Source organism: Sulfitobacter sediminilitoris, from assembly GCF_010667575.1.
Classification (GTDB): Bacteria; Pseudomonadota; Alphaproteobacteria; order Rhodobacterales; family Rhodobacteraceae; genus Sulfitobacter; species Sulfitobacter sediminilitoris.
The window spans coordinates 59,456-79,221 of record NZ_JAABNT010000004.1 but is presented as its reverse complement, the minus strand read 5'-3'; the positions used below and the strand labels follow the sequence as shown (position 1 = coordinate 79,221).

The 19,766-nt window shown below is 59.5% G+C and carries 19 protein-coding genes; 7 read left to right on the top strand and 12 right to left on the bottom strand.

Annotation, left to right across the window (positions count from 1 at the left end; all coding sequences use genetic code 11):
• The first annotated feature begins 220 nt into the window (after positions 1-220).
• From ihfB to GV827_RS08080, 3 genes are read left to right on the top strand one after another with little or no spacing between them, the layout of a single operon-like run.
• A complete protein-coding gene (gene ihfB, locus GV827_RS08090) occupies positions 221-505 on the top strand; it encodes an integration host factor subunit beta (protein WP_164353290.1) in 285 nt (94 codons plus the stop codon).
• Positions 505-855 (top strand): lipopolysaccharide assembly protein LapA domain-containing protein, encoded by a 351-nt coding sequence (locus GV827_RS08085; RefSeq protein ID WP_164353289.1) that lies wholly within the window; start codon positions 505-507, stop codon positions 853-855. The genes ihfB and GV827_RS08085 overlap by 1 nt, the downstream gene beginning before the upstream one ends.
• A gap of 9 nt (positions 856-864) precedes the next feature.
• On the top strand, positions 865-1,512 hold the full coding sequence (locus GV827_RS08080) for a phosphoribosylanthranilate isomerase (protein ID WP_164353288.1): 648 nt from the start codon (positions 865-867) through the stop codon (positions 1,510-1,512).
• Positions 1,513-1,620: 108 nt separating this feature from the next.
• On the opposite strand, the gene GV827_RS08075 is transcribed toward GV827_RS08080, so the two are convergent.
• From GV827_RS08075 to GV827_RS08050, 6 genes are all read right to left on the bottom strand, one after another.
• Positions 1,621-3,117 (bottom strand): phosphomannomutase/phosphoglucomutase, encoded by a 1,497-nt coding sequence (locus GV827_RS08075; protein ID WP_164353287.1) that lies wholly within the window; start codon positions 3,115-3,117, stop codon positions 1,621-1,623.
• A gap of 18 nt (positions 3,118-3,135) precedes the next feature.
• Complete coding sequence (gene kdsA, locus GV827_RS08070; RefSeq protein ID WP_164353286.1) at positions 3,136-3,969, bottom strand: 3-deoxy-8-phosphooctulonate synthase; 834 nt, start codon at positions 3,967-3,969, stop codon at positions 3,136-3,138.
• Entirely contained in the window at positions 3,966-5,678 is a 1,713-nt protein-coding gene (locus GV827_RS08065; RefSeq protein WP_164353285.1) for a capsule biosynthesis protein, read from the bottom strand. The genes kdsA and GV827_RS08065 overlap by 4 nt, the downstream gene beginning before the upstream one ends.
• Positions 5,656-6,315, bottom strand: coding sequence for an ABC transporter ATP-binding protein (locus GV827_RS08060; protein WP_164353284.1), 660 nt, complete (start codon positions 6,313-6,315; stop codon positions 5,656-5,658). Before GV827_RS08060 ends, GV827_RS08065 begins: the two co-directional genes overlap by 23 nt.
• A gap of 162 nt (positions 6,316-6,477) precedes the next feature.
• Positions 6,478-7,506: a permease gene (locus GV827_RS08055; protein WP_164353283.1), complete on the bottom strand. Its 1,029-nt coding sequence runs from the start codon at positions 7,504-7,506 to the stop codon at positions 6,478-6,480.
• Positions 7,499-7,843, bottom strand: a complete 345-nt coding sequence (locus GV827_RS08050) for an ArsR/SmtB family transcription factor (RefSeq protein WP_164353282.1) — start codon at positions 7,841-7,843, stop codon at positions 7,499-7,501. Before GV827_RS08050 ends, GV827_RS08055 begins: the two co-directional genes overlap by 8 nt.
• Before the next feature lie 153 nt (positions 7,844-7,996).
• On the opposite strand from GV827_RS08050, the gene GV827_RS08045 reads away from it, so the two are divergent.
• The 4 genes from GV827_RS08045 (at position 7,997) to GV827_RS08030 (ending at position 10,513) form a co-directional block, all read left to right on the top strand.
• Positions 7,997-8,584, top strand: coding sequence for a uracil-DNA glycosylase family protein (locus GV827_RS08045; protein ID WP_204325793.1), 588 nt, complete (start codon positions 7,997-7,999; stop codon positions 8,582-8,584).
• Complete coding sequence (locus tag GV827_RS08040; protein ID WP_164353280.1) at positions 8,577-9,359, top strand: SseB family protein; 783 nt, start codon at positions 8,577-8,579, stop codon at positions 9,357-9,359. The genes GV827_RS08045 and GV827_RS08040 overlap by 8 nt, the downstream gene beginning before the upstream one ends.
• A 132-nt stretch (positions 9,360-9,491) precedes the next feature.
• Entirely contained in the window at positions 9,492-10,016 is a 525-nt protein-coding gene (locus GV827_RS08035; RefSeq protein ID WP_164353279.1) for a YHS domain-containing (seleno)protein, read from the top strand.
• On the top strand, positions 10,013-10,513 hold the full coding sequence (locus GV827_RS08030; protein WP_164353278.1) for a rhodanese-like domain-containing protein: 501 nt from the start codon (positions 10,013-10,015) through the stop codon (positions 10,511-10,513). The genes GV827_RS08035 and GV827_RS08030 overlap by 4 nt, the downstream gene beginning before the upstream one ends.
• A 47-nt stretch (positions 10,514-10,560) precedes the next feature.
• Here the strand turns inward: GV827_RS08030 and mdoH are convergent, their stop codons facing one another.
• The 6 genes from mdoH to GV827_RS08000 form a co-directional block, all read right to left on the bottom strand.
• Positions 10,561-12,435 (bottom strand): glucans biosynthesis glucosyltransferase MdoH, encoded by a 1,875-nt coding sequence (gene mdoH, locus GV827_RS08025; RefSeq protein WP_164353277.1) that lies wholly within the window; start codon positions 12,433-12,435, stop codon positions 10,561-10,563.
• Entirely contained in the window at positions 12,435-13,961 is a 1,527-nt protein-coding gene (locus GV827_RS08020) for a glucan biosynthesis protein (protein WP_164353276.1), read from the bottom strand. Before GV827_RS08020 ends, mdoH begins: the two co-directional genes overlap by 1 nt.
• Positions 13,958-15,214 (bottom strand): OpgC family protein, encoded by a 1,257-nt coding sequence (locus GV827_RS08015; protein WP_164353275.1) that lies wholly within the window; start codon positions 15,212-15,214, stop codon positions 13,958-13,960. Before GV827_RS08015 ends, GV827_RS08020 begins: the two co-directional genes overlap by 4 nt.
• An 18-nt stretch (positions 15,215-15,232) precedes the next feature.
• On the bottom strand, positions 15,233-16,582 hold the full coding sequence (locus GV827_RS08010) for a tetratricopeptide repeat protein (protein WP_164353274.1): 1,350 nt from the start codon (positions 16,580-16,582) through the stop codon (positions 15,233-15,235).
• Between the two features lie 193 nt (positions 16,583-16,775).
• Positions 16,776-17,981, bottom strand: a complete 1,206-nt coding sequence (locus GV827_RS08005) for a CaiB/BaiF CoA transferase family protein (RefSeq protein ID WP_164353273.1) — start codon at positions 17,979-17,981, stop codon at positions 16,776-16,778.
• Entirely contained in the window at positions 17,968-19,584 is a 1,617-nt protein-coding gene (locus GV827_RS08000) for a thiamine pyrophosphate-binding protein (protein WP_164353272.1), read from the bottom strand. The genes GV827_RS08005 and GV827_RS08000 overlap by 14 nt, the downstream gene beginning before the upstream one ends.
• Positions 19,585-19,766 lie beyond the last annotated feature (182 nt).

The window sequence follows — 19,766 nt, the reverse complement described above, 5'->3', positions numbered from 1 at the left end:
TTTCGTTGCGAATCGGGTTACCCGCTTTTGCTGGCTTGGCGGAGGAATCTGCATCAGCCCCGAGGGCCGGCGAACAAACCTCCAAAAAAACACAGAAAAACAGCCACTTCTCGCATAAAAATCGGAAGCGGGGTGAAACCACTGACTTCCCGAATGCGAGGATTTTGCTATAGTTGGGTGTGCTCTACAGAAAAAAATGTCTCGCGGGGGGGATACCAAGATGATCCGGTCAGAACTCATCCAGAAAATTGCGGATGACAACCCACACCTCTACCAGCGGGATGTCGAGCGGATTGTGAACACCATCTTTGACGAGATTACCGGCGCTATGGCCAAGGGCAACCGGGTGGAGCTGCGCGGATTTGGCGCCTTTTCCGTCAAGAAGCGGGATGCAAGGGTAGGCCGGAACCCACGGACGGGTGAAACCGTTCATGTGGAAGAGAAGCACGTGCCGTTCTTTAAGACCGGCAAATTGCTTCGGGACAGGCTGAACGGGAAAAGCTGATGCGCTATGTTCGTTACCTTTGTATCGCCATTTTTGCGGTGGCGCTGATTTCGGTCGCTTTGGCGAACCGTGCGATGGTGACCCTGCAGGTGCTGCCGCAGGAGGTAGCGGGCTGGTTCGCAGTGAACCCTTCGGTGCAACTGCCGCTGTTTCTGGTGATCTTGGGCAGCATCGTCGCGGGTTTGCTGGTCGGTTTCATCTGGGAATGGATCCGCGAATACGGTGAGCGGGCCGAGAAAGCACGTCTGGCCCGCGAGACACGGCGTCTGGAACGCGAAGTGGCGCGCCTGAAGGGCGAGAAGCACAAGGGCAAAGACGAGGTCCTTGCGCTGCTTGACGAGGCCAGCTAAGCCACGCGCATGCCCTCTGACGTTAATGTAAAGATTTGCGGGGTCACACGCCCTCAGGACATCACTGCTGTGGTGGATGCTGGTGCGCGGTATATCGGATTGAACTTTTTTCCGAAATCTCCGCGCTATGTGACGCCTGAGAAGGCCGCTGAACTGGCTGCGCTGACACCTGAGGGGATCTGCAAGGTTGCGCTTGTCGTCAATCCTACCGACGCTGAATTGGACGCGCTGACCGCCGTGGTGCCGATCGACATGCTCCAGCTTCACGGCAGTGAGACGCCAGAGCGCGTGGCCGAGATCAAGGCGCGCTATGGCCTTCCTGTGATGAAGGCTGTGGGGGTGGGCGGACCAGAGGATCTGGCCGCATTGGATGCCTACGGTCGCGTGGCGGATCAGTTGTTGGTGGACACGAAGCCGCCAAAGGGCGCGGACCTGCCCGGCGGCAATGGGCTGGCCTTTGACTGGACACTCATTGCCGGGAGACGTTGGCCGGTGCCCTGGATGCTCGCGGGCGGTCTTACTTCCGAGACGGTGGCAGAGGCCATTCGCGTGACGGGGGCGCGGCAGGTGGACGTGTCATCTGCTGTCGAGTCTGCGCCTGGTGTGAAGGATGCGGCCTTGATCCAGGGTTTTTGCCGGGCAGCACTGCCCGATTGAGCGCGCGGGGCGCGCATTCGATTTTATTGATTTGGTTCCGCCAAATCGGATGGGGGGGTTTTGCACCCCCTCAAACTCCCCGGCAGAATTGTAGTAGAAAGATGAAGCTCAGATGGTCTGATCGTAGTCGCCAACGCCGGGTTCGGTGCGAATGACAGCATCAATGTCTTTGAAGATCGCGCGCAATTCATCCTCTGACGTTGGGCTTTCGCAGACCACAACAAGGTTGGGCGTGTTGGATGACGCCCGAACCAGACCCCAGCCGCCATTGTCGAGGATCACGCGCGCCCCGTTTACGGTGACAACCTCTTTGATAGCGCGGCCGGCGATCTTTTCACCGGCTTCGTGCTTGGCCACCAGCTTGTCCACAAGCCGGGCGAGGATGTCGTACTTTTCCTCGTCAGAGGCATAGGGGGACATGGTGGGTGTGGACCATGTCCGGGGCAACGCCTTGCGCAGGTCTGACATGGATTTATCCGGGTTGCGGTCCATCAGTTTGCAGATTTCCACGGCGACCCGCATGCCGCAGTCATAGCCCCGTCCGATGGGTTCAGCGAGGAAGTAGTGGCCTGATTTTTCGAACCCAGCCAGCGCGCCAATTTCCTTGACGCGGCGTTTCATGTGCGAATGGCCGGTCTTCCAGTAGTCTGCTTTGACGCCATGTTTCAGAAGCTCGGGATCGGAGGCGAAAAGGCCGGTGGATTTGACGTCGGCCACAAAGGTGGCGCCGGGGTAGAGTTTGGCCAGATCGCGGGCCATGATCACGCCCACCTTGTCGGCAAATATCTCTTCGCCCTCATCGTCCACCACGCCGCAGCGGTCGCCATCGCCATCAAACCCCAGTGCGAAATCCGCGCCGGAGGCTTTGACGCTCGCGCTCATGTCATGGAGCATCTCCATGGCTTCGGGATTGGGATTGTAATGCGGGAACGTGTAGTCGAGGCGGTTGTGGCTTTCGACAACCTCCACCCCAATGCGTTTGAAAAGTTCCGGCGCAAAAGCTGACGCGGTGCCGTTGCCGGTGGCGCAGACCACCTTGAGCTTGCGGGTCATCTTGAAGTCCCCCACGAGGTCATCGAGGTAAGCCTCGCGCACGCCATCGATGAACTCGTAGCCGCCGCCAGACAGCGGCTTGCCCAAGCCGTTCAGTACGATATCGCGCAGCTCCGCCATCTCATCGGGGCCGTGGGTAAGGGGGCGTTCGAAGCCCATCTTCACGCCGGTCCAGCCGTTCGGATTGTGGCTGGCGGTGACCATGGCAACCGCCGGGGCACCAAGGTGAAATTGCGCGAAATAGGCCATGGGGCTCAGGGCCGGGCCTATGTCCTTTACATGAATGCCAGCCTGCATCAGGCCGATGATCAAGGCATTCTTGATCGAAAGCGAATAGTCGCGGTAGTCGTTGCCGACGGCAATGACGGGTTCGATCCCGCGCTGCTGCATCTGTGTGCCAAGGCCGAGGCCAAGCGCGGTGATGCCGGGCAGGTTGATGTCATCGGGGTATTTCCAGCGTGCATCATATTCGCGGAAACCGGTAGGCGTGATCATCGCGTCGCGCAGGAATTCCCAGGTGTTCTGGGAAACGGAAGAAACGGGTTTGGTCACAGGTATCGCCTTTGGTCTTTAGAAGGTGAGGGGGTGTTCCTTGGCCAGCGCGTCGAACTTCATCAGCGTTGCGATGAGATCGGGCATCTGATCGAGGTAGATCATATTGGGGCCATCGCTGGGGGCGTTGTCCGGATCCTCATGGGTCTCGATAAAGACCGCCGCCACGCCGATGGCGACCGCCGCGCGTGCCATCACGGGGGCGAATTCACGCTGTCCGCCGGAAGACGTGCCTTGCCCGCCGGGCTGGGCGACGGAATGGGTGGCGTCCATCACCACCGGATAGCCCGTCTGTGCCATCTGGGGCAGGGCGCGCATGTCGGCCACGAGGGTATTGTAGCCGAAGGCGGTGCCGCGTTCGGTCAGCAGAATGCGTTTGTTGCCGGTGCTTTCGATCTTGTCGACGATATTGCCCATTTCCCAAGGGGCGAGCCACTGGCCTTTCTTGACGTTCACGACCTTGCCGGTTTCGCCTGCGGCCAGCAGGATGTCAGTCTGGCGGCACAAGAACGCAGGGATTTGCAGGATGTCGACGGCCTCGGCTGCGATGGCGCATTGGGCTTCGGTGTGGACGTCGGTCAGGACAGGCAGATCATTGGCCCTGGCTACCGATTGCAGCACTTTCAATCCTTCGTCGATCCCCAAACCGCGCGTGCCTGCAAGCGATGTGCGGTTGGCTTTGTCGTAGCTGGCCTTGAAGACGTATTGCGCCCCAACTGCCTTGCAGGCCTCTTTCATGCGGCCTGCGATCATCTGGGCGTGGTCTTCGCTTTCCAGCTGGCACGGCCCCGCAATCACTGTCAGCGGGCGGTCGTTTCCGATGATCACGTCACCGACTGTGACTTGGGTCATGAAGTTACCTGTTCTCTGAGGATCGATGCTGTCAGGGACAACATAAGGTAGATGCCTGCAAAGATAAGGAATGCCAAGATCGTGTTTTCAAACTTGCGTGGATATGTGGCCTCTTCGGGGGCCACGGGCTGTACGGCAACCGTCAGGTAGCGAACCTGACGGTTCGCCTCTGTACGGGCCTGTTCCATCGCGGTTTGTGCTGATTGCAGGACCATATCGGCGGCGGCCAGATCGGCTTGGGCCAGCTGCATCGTTACAGCCTTCTTCGCCAGCGAATTTTCGCCCTCCGTCGCGGTGTTCATCCGCTCCTTGAGCTTTGCAAGCTGGTCGTTCAGGCGGCGCACATCACCGCGTGCCCCGTCCACCTTGGCGCGGTTGGGGCGTGCGTTGTCGAGCAGTGCTGCCAGTTCCAGTTCCTTTTCGATCAGCAGCGTTTCGTAGTTGCTGATCTGACCCCGGATGGCAGCGATCTCGGCCTCTGGGTCGACGCCGTTCTCAACCTGAAGGCGGATCAGGGCCTCTTGTGCGTCGCGCCTTTTTTGTTGTGCTTTTTCAAATCCTTCAAGCGCGTCCCTCATTCCGTCTTCACGCTTTTGCTTGCTCAGGTCATTCACGCGCTGTTCGGCGTAATCAATGAGGCTTTCTGAGAAGGAAGCCGAGATATTCGGATCGGAGGCAATCACCTCAAGGCGGATCACACCTTCGGTAGGATCGTAGCCAATTTTCACATTCTTCTTGTAGATTTTATAGGCTTCTTCGTTTGTCGCATCTTCCGCCAGACGTTGAATCGGGTCGATGTCGGCCGTTGCAAAGTGGCTCTTGAATCCGACGTCCTGATCAAGGCGCAACATTGCGTCCTTGGATTGCAGATAGGCTTGTGTTGCGATGCTATCCGCAGAGTTGGCGAACTGTGTTGGCAGGATGTTGCCAAAGGGGCTGGTGCCGCCGCCGCCCTCGCTCTGAATGATCAGGAACTGGCTGTTGGTGGCGTACATGGGGGTGGCTAGGTTGTAGAAATAATACGCAGCCGCGAAAGTGGGCAGCATGACAAAGAACGCAAGCCGCACCATGAGCAAGCCAAGCTTGCGGCGGCGGCGGCTTGTGATGTCGCGCTGGATTTCCGAGATTTCGCGCTGGCGTCGTTCTGCCGGGTTCAGCTCTGTCGAGGGCAGGTTCATGCTGCCCGCAGGCACGGTCTGTGGCAATTGCACACGGCCGATCTGGGGCTGGTTGGCCGGCGGCGCGATCTGTTGATCACCCTCGTTCTGTGGAACAACCAGTTCAAGCATGTTGGAGCGCTGGAACGGGTCGATCCCCTTATCACGCAGCAAGCGTACCGCGTCGAAGTCGGACGTTGGTGCAAGGTTGTGCTTTTGTGCCACCCGACGCGCCATGCGCAGCTGTCGTCCGGTAAGACCCTCGTGGCGGATGGCGTCCATGTCGGTTTCGCCAACCACTTCCTTGGCCGAAGACACTTCGCCAGCCCGGACCGTCTGTTCTGGTGCAGCTTCAGGCTTTGGGTCTTTCGGCTTCGCAGCGGCGGGCTTGGTAGACTCAGACGGTACAGGACGCGGCGCTTGCGGCTTGGGCGTTTCTTTCGCAGCCGGCGCGCGCGCCTCTGAACTCTCAGCCGCGGCAGCGTTTGGGCTGGCGGATGTCGGCGTGCTCCGCTTGATGCGGAATTTTCTAGCCTTGGGTTTCGTAGTCATAGAGCTGTTTCGCTTCTTCCAAGGTGTCGAACATGATGAACTGGCCGTTCACAAGAACGGCCGCAGAGCGGGCAAATTTCTCAAGCACTTCAGGTTGGTGGGAGACGATGATGATCGTGGTCGTACGCAGGCGTTCCTGCAGGATTTCGCCCGCCTTGCGGTTGAATTCCACATCCGTAGTCGATGGCATGCCCTCGTCAATCAGGTACATGTCGAAATCAAGCGCCAGCATCAGTGCAAAGGAAAACCGCGCGCGCATTCCTGCGGAATAAGTGCCAAGCGGTTGATCGAAATATTCACCCAAATTGCACAGCCAGCGGCAGAAGCTTTCGACATAATCAGGGTCAAGGCCATAAAGTCGCGCGATGTACCGGGCGTTTTCCATGGCCGAGACCTTGCCAACCACGCCGCCCATAAAGCCCAGCGGAAAAGAGATGTTGCAGCTGCGCCGGATCTCGCCCTCGTCGGGTTTTTCCAGCCCTGCCATCATGTTGATCAGCGTTGTCTTGCCAGTGCCATTGGGAGCGAGAATGCCAAGAGAGCGACCCAAAGGCACGCGAAACGATGCCTTGTCAAGGATCACCTTATGCTGTGTCCCCGTCCAGAAGGACTTGGATACATTTTCGAATTCCAGCATGCCTGCTCCGGTTGCTGTTATGGTGTCGTCTGCCTCATCCTCTTGTGCCAGAGGTTCGGGGGCGGTCTACACCGCGACTTTGACGATATTATGGCTTATTTCTTTGCATAAGTACAACGGGCGTTTGCCCGTTGTACGCCGCGTTGGCAGTGGTGTGACCGTTTAGGCGACGGTTTGCCAGATCAGCCCGGCCGCAATCGCCCCTGCCAGGGCAAAGCCAAGGTAGGCGGCAAAGACGCGTGGTTTGACCAATGCCCAGACCGCAATGGCCGCCGGGATACAGCTGACGCCGCCTGCGATGACAAAGGACATCGCAGCCCCCTGGCTCATGCCTTGCTGCAACAGCGCATCAACCAGCGGCACGGCGGCGTAGCCGTTGAGGTAGGCAGGTGCGCCCACGATCGCGCCCAGCAGGATCGGCACAATGCCATCGCCGCCAAGCACACCGGCAATCATCTCGGCAGGGATATAACGCAGCATCAGCGCTTCGATCAGGTAGGCAAGGGTCAGCCATTTGGTGAGAAAAAGCGCATTGTCAAAAGCTGTCTTGCCAAATGTCTGGCGCCGCTCGGCAACCTGCCAGAACTTCCAGACCGGTGCGCCAGAGAAGGGTTTTTTCGCGGAACAACAACTGCCTACGGCAGGAGCCTCACGCAATGGATTCACAAAGACGGGCGTGTTTGCCGTAAGCATGACGGCGAAACCTCCCATCATGCCAATGCTGACTGCTGCAAGGGTTTTGGCAATCGCAAAGTCATAGCCCAGCGTACCCGAAGTGATTGCAAACATCGCGGGATCCATCAATGGAGAGGCCAGCCAGAAGGCCATCACAGCCCCCAAGGGCGCACCGACGGCCAGAAGGGCAGCGATGAAAGGGATGACCTCGCAAGAGCAGAACGGCGACAGTCCACCCAGCAGGGCTGCCATGACGATCATGCGCGCAGGATTACCCTCAAATGCCTTGGCAAGAAGGCTCTCGGCCCCGCTGGCCTTGAGGTAGGCAACGGCGAGCACCGCGAAGGCGATGAAGGGCGCGGTGTGACCAAGCGCTGTGGCGGTAAAGGCGATGGTTTCCCAAAGTGTGTCGGGGGCCAGCAGAGCCACAATGGCCAGTATGCCAAGGATGATCCCCCATGCACCGGGGTTCCAGCGCTGTTGAAAACGCGCGAGGGTTTGGGTTGTATCAGCCATGGTCGTGTTCCTTGCAGGGTGCGGGCGCATCGGCGCAGCATTCGGTAAGAAGAAAGTTCGAAAGCGCCTCGATCTCTTCGTAGGCGACAGCAGCGCAGATCGTGCTGCGCCCTTGGCGTTCCTGCTTCACTAGGCCCGTAGCGGTCAGCAGCTTGAGGTGATGGGTCAGCGTTGATCCTGTCACGCCAGTCCGTTCGCCAAGCGCCCCGATGGTCAGGCCGTCTGGTCCAGCACGCACAAGCGTTCGCAACACGGACAGGCGTTGTTCTGAGCCGAGAGCTGCGAAACTTGCTGCCGCAAGGGTGAGGGGCGGGATGTTTTGTGGTCTGTTTTTCATATTTCTAGAAATATCGAAATGATTGAGCTTTGCAAGTATTATTTCGATAAATGTCGAAATGAACGGTGCTAAGTCAGGAAAGCTGTGCTGATAATGCGAAAAAGACTGGCGCAGGGGGTTGGCGTTCTGGCTTCTTGCAGTAGGTCTTGGCCCATGAAAGACATCCGAGACGATCTGCGCGCCTGTACAATCTGTGCCGAGAAATTTGCGGCGACGGCAACGGCGCACCGGCCCAACCCGGTGGTGTGGTTTGCCCCCGGTGCACGGATATTGATTGCGTCTCAGGCCCCGGGACTGCGGGTGCATGAGGCGAATACGCCGTTCTGGGATGCCTCTGGCAAGCGGTTGCGTGACTGGTTGGGGGTGGATGAAGTTACCTTCTATGACAGATCGAAGGTGGCGATCATACCGATGGGCTTCTGCTTTCCGGGGTATGACGCAAAGGGCGGTGACCTTCCGCCGCCGCCCGTCTGCTGGAAGACTTGGCGACAGGCGGCGCTGGACATGGTGCCGGATGTGCGCCTGACCATCCTGATCGGTGGCTACGCGATGAAGTATCATTTGCCCGATTTCACCAAGGTCACGGAGGCGGTGGCAGGCTGGCGCGACCATCCGCCCGGCGTCTTTGCCTTGCCTCATCCGTCGTGGCGCAATACCGGGTGGCTGAAGAAGAACCCGTGGTTCGAGGCCGAGGTGCTGCCCCGGCTACGCGCAGCGGTAAGTGAGGTGCTGAATGACTGAACTGACCCCATTGGACGAAGCACACGCCGCGATGATGGCGGCAGAAGACGACGATGCCGCGCGCCTGCGATTTTACGAGCGGATCGCGGATGTAGAGCTGTTCCTGCTGCTGGAGGCAGAGCCGGACGACGATCAGGTGTCACCGGTTTTGCTGGATGCAGGTTACGTGCTTGTTTTTGACCGGTCCGAGCGGCTGGCTACCTATGTCGGGGAGCCTGCGCCCTACGTCGCTTTGTCCGGCAGGGCGGTTGCAGGAATGCTCGAAGGGCAGGACTTGGGAATGGCCGTCAACATTGGCGTCGCGCCGTCCGAGATACTTTTGCCTGCGGGAGCGGTCGCATGGCTCCGCGATACGCTGGCGAACGAGGCCGGGGAGGTTGAGGCGCGGATTGAACGGGTGTTGCCGCCAAAGGGGTTGCCCGAAACCCTGATCGCCGCGATTGACGCCAAGCTGGCGACCGCCACAGCGATGGCGGCGGGCGCCTATCTGGTAGCGGTGGAATACCATGGCGGTGGCCGCGGTCATCTGTTGGCGTTCATCGGGGCCATCCCGCGTGCACAAGACGCGCTGGTCCGCGCCGCATCCGAAGCGCTGACGTTTTCAGGTATCGAGGCAGGGGCGATGGATGTCGGATTCTTTGGTCCGGCTGATCCGACGGTAGAGAAACTGGCCAAGGTGGGCCTGCGATTTGATCTGCCGCAGGGGGAGGGGCTGCAACATACGCCGCGAATGCCACCCGCTTCCGACCCGTCAAAACCGCCGATCTTGAAATAATCGGTGGAATGGGGGGCACTTTTCTCACCACCCGCTCACGATGGCGGGAGGTCACGGTTTCGTGGCGTGTATGTCACCGGGGCTTTGCCTAGCTTTCCCTGGAACGCATACTCACCCCAAGGAGAGACCCCCATGAACCGCTTTACCCTCACCCTTGCCGCCGCCGCAACGGCCCTTACCCTCGCCGGTCAAACCTTTGCCGGGGAGCAGTACGTTGATGGCACGGGGTTCGCTGCCTCCGGCTATGACGTGGTCGCCTATTTTGATTTGCCACAGACGCCGCTGGGCACGGCCCAGCCTGCAGCTGTACCTGGCAAGGCGGATATTGTGGCTGAGTACAACGGGGCCAGGTTCGCGTTCTCGTCGGAAGCAAACCGTGACACATTTCTTGCGAACCCTGCGCAATACGCGCCGCAATACGACGGACACTGCGCTTACGGTGTGTCCAAAGGCGGGAAGGTCCCGGGCAATCCGAACCTGTGGCGGATCGTGGACGGCAAGCTGTATCTGAACATTACCAAGAACGTCGTGGGTTTCTGGGAAGAGGATATTCCCGGCAACATCAACAAGGCAGAGAACAACTGGGCCTCGCTGGATCCTGCCCCCAGCTCTGACCGGGCGATCCCGAAATTCACCTCCGCTGCACCTGTCAAATGACCGGTCCCTCCGACATTCCCCCGTCGGAGAAACCGTTCTCCCCGCCGCGCGCCGCGCGGCGGGGGTTTTTGTTATCGGGCCTTGCGGTGGCAGGGCTGGCAGCGCTGACCGCGGCGCAATGGTACAACATCGGCGCGGAGGTCTCAGACAGCGATCTGACAGCACCCGAAGCTTATGAGGCGGCTGCATCGGGTGAGATCATTTTGATCGATATCCGCAGGCCTGATGAATGGGCGCGCACCGGTGTGGGGCAGAACGCGCTGCCGATTGACATGCGCGCGCCGACTTTCATCGATAGTCTTCTGGCTGTCACGAATGGGCGCAGGGATGTGCCTGTCGCCTTGATCTGCGCGCGTGGCGTCCGGTCTGCGCGGCTTGCCCGCCGGTTGTCTGATGCTGGTTTTACCAGCATTCTTGATGTGCCCGAAGGGATGATGGGATCCGGTGCCGGGCCGGGGTGGCTTGATCGCGGTTTGCCTGTGGCAATGGTCGAATAGACCGCTGTACCCCGGCGAGACCTTTCAGTCGGTCTGGCGTGCGTTTTCTATTCGGCTGGTACGTTCACGGTTAGCTGCGCCTTGATTTGAGCCCGCGCCAGACGGGCGCGCATTACGATTTTCGGCTCACGCAAGGTATAGGGGCTGTTCATGGCAAGGCTGCGTGGTGCGCATTCGGCGATGTTAAGTGCGGACAGGGCAGAAAGCGGCACCGCCAACAGCAAACCTGCCGCGATTGGCAGCAGCCAGAGAGAGATGAGGCCGCCCACCAGACCGACCGTGAGCATCAGCCCCAGCACTGTCTCAAGCCAGTGAAACTTGATCAGCGTGATCAGTGGGTAGTGCTGCGCATCACGGCGTTGCGGCGACCACGGTTCGGAACGGGTGAAAGCCGCGTGTATCACCGCCTTGGTTTGCTGGATCATCATGATGGGCGCATAGGCGATGGACAACAAAACCTCAGTACCGAAGGCCGTCAGAAAGGCGCGATGGCCGCCAAAGATCCGGGAGGCGGCAGGCGTGGCCGAGATGATGGCCGCTCCGGCAATCTTGGGGGTTAGCAGCATGGCGTACATGATGATCAGGAAAACGGCGCTGTCGATATGGCTCATTGCCGGGGGCCAATCGGGGAAAAAAGGGTTTGCCTCGTTGAAATAGCGGATCACGTTGGTATCTGCGTCCTTGCCCAGCAGCGCCCAGATCACCAGTAGCAAGAACCATGCAGGCGACAGCAGATAGCTGACCGCACCGTGGAAGAGGTGAAAGCGCGAGACAGGGTGAAGCCCCTTGGTGCGCAAGAGTCGCAGGTGTTGCAGGTTGCCCCGGCACCAGCGCCGATCACGCAATGTGTAGTCAATCAGGGTCCCGGGGGTTTCTTCAAAGCTGCCTGTTACACGCGGCAGAAATCGCACGCCCCAGCCTGCGCGGCGCAGCAGGCCCGCCTCTACAAAGTCGTGGCTGAGGATCAGGTCGGCGCGGCCGCGGGTGGTCAGGTGCGGCAGCCCCGCGCATTGCGCGAAGGCACGGGTGCGGATGATCGCGTTATGCCCCCAATAGTTTCCTTCGGAGCGCGACCAGAGCGCGAGCCCCTCGGCCAGCAGCCAACCGTAGGCGATATTGGAGAATTGCTGAATCCGGGCGAAAAGGGTTTCGGCACCGATCAGCATCGGGAACGTTTGGATCAGACCGGCGTCAGGGTCAGAGGAGAGTTCCGAAGCCAGCCGCTCAATAGCGCGGCCTGACATCAGGCTGTCGGCATCAAGGATCACCATCGCCTCGTGGGCCGCCCCCCAGCCAGTGATCCAGTCAAGGATATTGCCAACCTTTTTGTCGGTATTTGCCTTGCGGCGGCGATAGTAAACAGGGAACGGGGCGGTAGCCGCAAGGCGCTGATAAGCCTGCCATTCCTGCGTCGCGATTGTTTCATCACGCGTGTCTGACAGGACAAAGAGCGTGTAGCGATGCGGCACCTTGTGTGCGGCCAGATCATCCAGCATCGCTGAAGCATTGCCAAAAACGTCCCAAGGCACTTCGTTGTAGATGGGCACAAGGAGGGCAACATCGAGGGGGATAATGCTTTGCGGTGAACGGCTGTCTGCTTGTTCCCGTGCCAACAAGCCTGCGATTGCGACACCGACAGTGCTGACAGATAACGTGACCCAAACAAAGGTTGCGCCGATCATCATCAGCAGCGCCCATTCCAGACCTGTCATCCCCGCCGCTGCGAGCCAACCATAAATGCCGTACATCAAGAGCGCGGTGCCAATCAGGGCAGGGGCAAAGGTAGCGATGCGCCAGATTGTCGGCCTTGCGGGTGTGCGTGCGCTTGCCCGTTTGGCCGGAGCAGCCCCCAGATCCTGTACCTGCATCTGCAGCGGTTCGCGGGGCGGCATGGAATTGAGCAGTGGGCTTGTGTCCAGCATCACGCGGTCCACCGGTATAGCCAGACTTCACTCAATGGCTCACCCCCCAGACGAAGCTGGGCGCGGAATTCGGCCAAGGTGGCGTCTTCGGGCATAAAGGTGAAGGCAAGGCGCGGACCGCCTGTTTCCGGGTTACGCTGAACGATTCCAGGCGTAACGGTGCCAGTGGAAGAACGGACGAGGGTTTCAATCGTGCTCAGGTCCTGCGGAACGCGGTCCGAGGCTGCGAAGTCAATGGCGATGATCTGCCCGCCTTCGGGACGTCCGCCCATAGCGGTGTTCAGGACCTTCACCGGTACATCTGCCGTTGCAGCCACGGGATCTGCGCCCCAGTGCAGTGTGTAAGTCATGCTATGTTCGGAACCGGCAAGGATCAGGTCCGATGGCCGCCAGTAGCTTACGATGTTGTCGTAGATCTCTAAGTCTGTGGGGATTTCTACAAGGGTGACAGCGCCCCGGCCCCAGTCTTCTCCCGGAGTTATCCACACGGCGGGGCGGTCATGATACAGCGCCTCAAGATCGTTGAAATCGGAGAAGCGGCGCTTGCGCTGGCAAAGTCCGAAGCCACGCGGGCCCATGTCGGAAAAGGCGCTGATCTGCAGGGTTTTCGGGTTTGCCAGTGGTCGCCAGATGACCTCGCCTGCACCGTTGTGCATCAGCAAGCCGTCACTGTCATGGACCGCCGGTCGAAAGTCCGAGAACCTGTCACGCATGGTGTCGTCAAAAAGGAACATTGATGTCAGTGGCGCGATGCCGACGTGGCTGATGTCCACGCGCGCAAAAAGTGTTGCTGCGACCTTCATCTCCAGCACGCTGCCGTGGGTGATCTCAAAACGATATGCGCCGCTGCAGGACGGGCTATCAAGAAGCGCGTGCAGTATGATGGTGTCACTGCCGGGCTGGGGCGTTTCAAGCCAGAAGGCGGTAAAGTCAGGAAATTCCTCTCCCATTGGATCGCCGGTTTTCAGTGCGAGACCACGCGCGGAAAGCCCATAGATTTCCCCGGTGCCGATGCCACGGAAGTAGCTGGCCCCCTGAAACACGGCATATTCCTGAAAGATGCCCTTTTTCTCTAGCTCAGCGCGCAGGCGCAGCCCGGAATAGCCCAGCGTACCGTCAATTTTAACGTCTGGAAATTTGTCCGTTGTGTCGAACACGGCCATGTCAAAGGCAATAGGACGCGCCGCCCCGTTATCCACCACGTACAGGGCAACGGGTTGCGGAAAGTAGAGGCCCGGAGGGAAAACATCTACGCGCTGGGGCACATCGCTGCCCTCCCAAAGCGCGTTGCGGCTGTCGAACCAGATCTTGCGATACTGGTCATATGTCAGATCGCGCCAACTCTGCGGAATGAGCGGGCGCGGCGCGAAGGGCTGCGTTGCCATCTCTTTCGCACGCCGGATCACTGTATCCGAGTTGAAGCCGCCGGTCTCGTCGCCAAGCTGCAAGCCCGACTCCTTGGCCCATGCGGCGGCAGGGACCAAGGCCAGTGAGGCGAGGGATTTGAGGACATCACGGCGGATCATGATGCGACCTTTGCCCGCCAGGGCTGTGACTTGAACCAGCCTGCTGCGTAAGCCACGCTGATGAGCACGCAGACACCGAATAGGTTGACCAAGATGGTTGTCGGCCAGTCGCGCCCGTAGATATCCATCAGGAAGCCCAGAAAACGGGCCGTAAACATAGAGACGACGAATACGGCGAGGCTTTGCTGACCGACTTTCAGGATCACCGCCAACAACCGCGACCAGCCGCGTGCCAGCGTGCCGTCACCGGACGCCAGCAGGTTTTTTCCCTTGTCGCCCGCCAAAACCCAGACGACGTAGGCAAGGCTCAGAAAATGAACGTAGCGCAAAATTCCGAAATCTGACTTGTCGATCAGCGGCTGATAGGCCGCGCGCCAGTCCCGGGCCCATTCGAACCCAAATTCACGTACGCCGATGCTGGACAGCGGAATGTTTGCCACCACCAACAGCACCGCAAACACCATCAGCGTGGGCGTCACCGGCGGCTTGGGCAACCAGCCACGCATAAAGGCGAAACCGGTGAAAAAGATCAGCTGCCAGCCGAAAGGATTGAAAAACCACGTGCGGTCTGTCCACGGCTCGGCCGGGAATTCAAGGTGCAGATGTCCTAGACCAAACCCAGCCAATAGCGCCGTCTGCCCCATCAGCCAAACACCGATCACAAACGCCGCCACAAGGCGCAGGTCAATCCGGGCCAAGGCCATAACGATTGGCATCATCAGCAGTACAATCATGTACATCGGCAGGATGTCGAAATAGTTGGGGACCCAGCGCAGCGTCATGAAACTGAGCAGCATACCCGGATTATCCCACTTGTCGCTTTCGACGAAAATCATCCAGAGATTGAGCTGCCCCCAGTAATTTCGTCCGATGATATCGAGATCGGTCAGAAAGACGCACAGTGCCAGCGTGGCAAAGAAAAGCCCCACATGCGCCCAATAGACCTGCCAGACGCGGAACAGCACGCGTGCCGTGCCTAGCAGCCAGCCTGAACGGGCAAAGGCACCGCCAAAGGCGATGGCAGAGGCCATGCCGGAGCAGAAAACGAAGATCTCTGTGGCGTCGGAAAAGCCCCAGCGTGCGGGGATCCAAAGCGTGAACTTGTTGCCGGGTGTATGCGCAAAAAGGATAATGAACATTGCGAGGCCACGGAAGAAATCCAGTCGCAGATCACGGATGCGCGTGCCAGACTGTTCGCCCAATGCTGTAACGGGGCGGGATTTCATCGTGGAGGCGGTATCAGCGAGGCTCATTTGGCAGTGGCCTATGACTTATTGCGCGGGGATGCGCCGCGCACGCGACAACTGGTCGAACCGGGTGGCGGCAAAGCGATCTTCTTTTCCTGCCCGCAGTGCCAGTCTTTCCAGCAAGACCTGTTCTGCTGCGTCGAAATGGCCCGCACGCAGGCCTGCGTCAATGGTCATGCGTTCAAATACATCCCGCTGGGCGTGGCTGCCGCCGATGGTCTGCATCTTTGGGCGGGCATCCGCCAGTTGGATAAAGGCGTCGCCGTATCGCCCTTCGGCAAAAGCATTTAGGCCGGCAAGCGCGGTGATGCCGGGGTCTGCGACACGTTCGGCCATATCGCCGGTTTGCTTGGCATCGCGGGCAAATCTGGTGGCCATTGCCTGTGCTGGCTCTCCCTTGCCTGCGCCCGCCAGCGCCAGTTGGTAGTGCAGGTCGGCGAAGACGAGACAGCCATCGTCGATCCGCGCTTCTGCCAATTGGCCCAGTTCGTCCCACCGGTTGCCTACATCGCGGCCTTCAAGCTCCAGTCGCATCAGCAGCGATGTTGCATTGGCGATATCGCGGTAGTCGTCGGTCTTGTCGGCACGGATCTGGCTGTCATAGAGGTCAAGGGCAATGTCCATTTCGCCCCGGTCCAGATGCAGCAGGGCCTTGTGCCACCAGACGTGGTAGCGAAAGTTGTTGGCACCGTCCCACGCGCTCTTGTGATCTTCAATCAACGCGATGCCTGCGCTTGGTTCTGCGCGCATGTCATGGACATGGGCCACCGCGTGCAGGCCCCATGCGTCGTCAGGCGCATAGGTCAGCCCGGCGCGACCGGCCAGTTCAGCCGCCGCATAATCCCCGGTTTCCTCAAGCGTGAAAGCGTGGCATCCCATGAGGTAGCCCCGCAGAGGGTGATCACAGGTATGGGCCGGCAGGACACGTTCGACCGACGCGCGCATGCCAGCGGCATCGCCAAGGATAAAGCGGATGGCGTGGCTGGCCTTGGCGGTGAGCGTGTCGGATGGAAGGTGATCCAGAATGCTTTCAAGCGCGCTGATCGCCCCTGTCGGGCTATCGGCCAGCCACGCGTCAAGCGCGTCGAGCCATCCCTCTTCACGCCTGGTCATCGCATTTTGCGCACGGGCAGCATGGGCGGCGGCACGGGCATCTTCAGCGACCTGCCACATCTCTGCCCTGCCCATCATCAGCGAAAACAATCCACGCGCGGCGTGACCCATGGCAAAACCCGGCTCAGCCTCAAGCACTTCGCCCAGATGCACAGGTGTCGCGGGCTTGTGGGCAAGGAAAGCCCGTATCATGGCGTTCCAGCTGTCAATTGACGCGTCATATTCCAGTGTCACAGGGGCATGGCATATGTCTGTTTTCATTGAGCGGCCCTTTCGAGGTCAGTCGTCCTGACATAAGGGGTACGCGGTTTGGACATTTCAAAGAACGACTTTGGCGCCCGTCACACGCCAACGTGAAGCGGCGCGCAGCTTTCGTGAGGATTTGTGACAAATACCGCGTGAAAATTCCGAAATGCAGGCTAAAATCCGCACAACGGGCTGAACTCAGGCGGACTTACTCGTCGAAATCTCTCGCGTCTGGCCCCCATGTTTCAAGCACTTCGCTCGTATCCTGCCCAAAGTGTGGCGGTGCACGGTCATACCGAACGGGGGTCGCAGAGAAGTTCAGCGGGTTGGCCAGCAGTTGGACCAGTCCCTTGTCAATGTTGGCGCGGGGTACGTCCACAACGGCATTGCGGGCGCGGGCCTGTTCCGAGGTCAGCGCCTCTTCAATGTTGTTAATCGGGCCGCAAGGGATCTTGGCGGCTTGAAGGGCTGTCAACAGATTGGCTTTTGTCATGGCTTTCATGGCCGGCAGAATATGGTCCATCAATGCCGCGCGGTTTTCGATCCGGCTAAGATTTGTGACAAAACGCGGATCGTTGGCCAGTTCCGGCAGGCCGATCACATCCGCATACCGCGCAAACTGCGCATCGTTTCCCACTGCCAGAAGGAAATGACCGTCGGCGCATGCGAAGGCGTCGTAAGGCACGATATTGGGGTGCGCATTGCCGCGTCGTTCGGGCAACTGGCCGGAGGTGAGGAAGTTGGTGCCCTCGTTAATCAGCCAGGCCATGGAGGCATCTACAAGGGCAAGGTCGATGTGTTGGCCTTCGCCGGTTTGGTCGCGATGGCGCAGCGCGGCAAGGATGCCGATGGTCGCGTACATCCCGCACATCACGTCAGCAATGCCGACGCCGACTTTCATCGGAGAACCGTCCGGATCTCCGGTGATCGACATGATCCCGCTGAACCCCTGAGCCATCAGGTCGTATCCGGGTTTGTCGCGGTTCGGGCCGGTCTGTCCGTAGCCCGAGATAGAGCAATAGATCAGTGACGGATGAGCGTTGAGTATGGTTGCGTGGTCAAGGCCATATTTCTTAAGCCCGTCAGGTTTGAAGTTTTCGATCACAATGTCAGCGCGGGCGGCAAGGTGGCGGACGATACGCTGGCCCTCTTCGGTGGCGATATCAACCGCGATGGAGCGTTTGTTGCGGTTGGCGGCCATGAAATAAGCCGACAGGTCGGTCGGGTTGCCCTCCTTGTCCCGCGCATAGTTTGGCCCCCAGCCGCGTGTATCATCACCGCCGCTCTTGGGGTTTTCAACTTTGATGACAGTGGCACCCATGTCGCCCAGAAGTTGCGTACAGGTCGGACCGGCAAGGATACGGCTGAGATCGAGGACAAAGAGGCCGTCCAATGCGCCTTTAGATGCGTCCATCATACGCCCCTCGTTCGATGATCGCGGCGATGACCGTGAACGTGTTGGCCGACATCGCTTTGTTAAGCGCTTTCTCCAGTTCGTCGCGGTTGCGGACGGTTGTGCCGGCACCGCCGAAAGCCACCCCCATGGCGGCAAAATTGTGCTGGGCGAAATCAACGCCATGGTTGGAAAGTTGTCGTTCGCGTTGTTTCTTTTCGATCAGCGCAAGCGAGGCATCCACAAACACCACAAAGATCGGGGCAAGGTCCAGCTCCGCTGCCGTCGCGAGTTCGCCCGCCACCATCAGGAAGCCTGCATCACCGGAGAACGAGATCACAGGACGATCCGGCGCGGCCAGTTTCGCGCCAATCGCCATGGGCACGGCGCAGCCCATCGTACAAAGAGCCGATGACTGCATCAGGTCACGGGGTGCGTAACATTCCCACATCTGGCTGAGCAGGATGCGATGTGCCCCGCTGTCGGCAGAAGCAAGCGTGTTTCGGGGCAGTACCTTGCGGCAGGTATCGATTATCGCGGCAGGGCCCCAAACTTCTTCAGAAGGGAAGGCTTTGGTGAGGGCAGTCTTGGCTGTGTCGATTTCGCCGTCGGTCCATGTGGCGTTGCCGTCCAACCCATCGCTGAGCGCGCCCAGTGTTGCCGCGCAGTCTGTGATGAAATTCAACGTGGACTGGTGCATATAGTGGTGATTGGGCGCGGCTGTGATGTCGATGACGTTTTGGGTGTCGGGGTGCCAGACGTCGCGCCAGCCGGGGCGCATTTCAACCGGATCGTAGCCCACACAGATGATCAGATCTGCCGATTGTACGAAAGGCACCAATGTCTTGTCCGCCAATGGTGAAAGGCCAGCGCCCCCCAGCGACAGCGCATGATCTTCGGGCAAAATGCCCTTGGCCTTGTACGTGGTGATGACGGGAACGTTGTGATCCTCGACAAATTCCATGATCGCGGTTTCGGCATGTTGGTTCAATGCATCGACACCAACAATCATGACAGGGCGGGTGGTGGTCTTGAGCCAGCCGCGTGCGATGGCCAGATCAGTGCCGCTGGGTACGGTCGGACTGGCTGGTTTGCGCGGTGGAGGGGCGTCTGCTGAAATCTGCGCGTCTGCGACCGTGATCGGCACATCGATGTGGACAGGGCCCATGCGGCCCTCGGTGGCGATGGTCACCGCCTTGTCTGCAATCACGTGGGCGGCATCAGCGGTAAGCGCAAATGTTGCCTTGGTAATCGGTCGGAAGACAGCCTGCTGATCAATGACCTGATGGGTGTAGGTCTGCACCTCGGCCGGATCCATACAGCCCGACAACACGATCAGTGGCACCTGATCCTGCAGCGCGTTGGCTACCGTGTTCACGCCGTTCAGGGTGCCGGGGCCAATGGTCCCAACGAGGATCGCAGGGGCGTGGTCACGATGATGGACGCCCTCGGCCATGAACCCAGCGGCATTTTCGTGCTTGGCAAGAATAAACCGGATGCCTGCTGCTTCCAGTGCATCGATCAAGGTCAGTACCTCGCCGCCGGGCATGCCAAAGGCGGTACGGCATCCGACAGCATAGAGGCGGCGGGCTAATGCATCTGCGGCGCGAATGGTCTGGGTCATGGGCGGGCCTTTCGGGAAATGTTGCCCAAGGGTGAAGCATGCGGGGCGGTCTTGTGCAACTCACTGTTCTGTTGGGAATGTTGCAAAGGGTGACAGTGTTCTGCAAAACATTGCGCAAATGTCTCTCAAGGAATTTAGCTGCGTGGGGCAAAAAACTATACCAAAGAAAAAGGCGACCCACC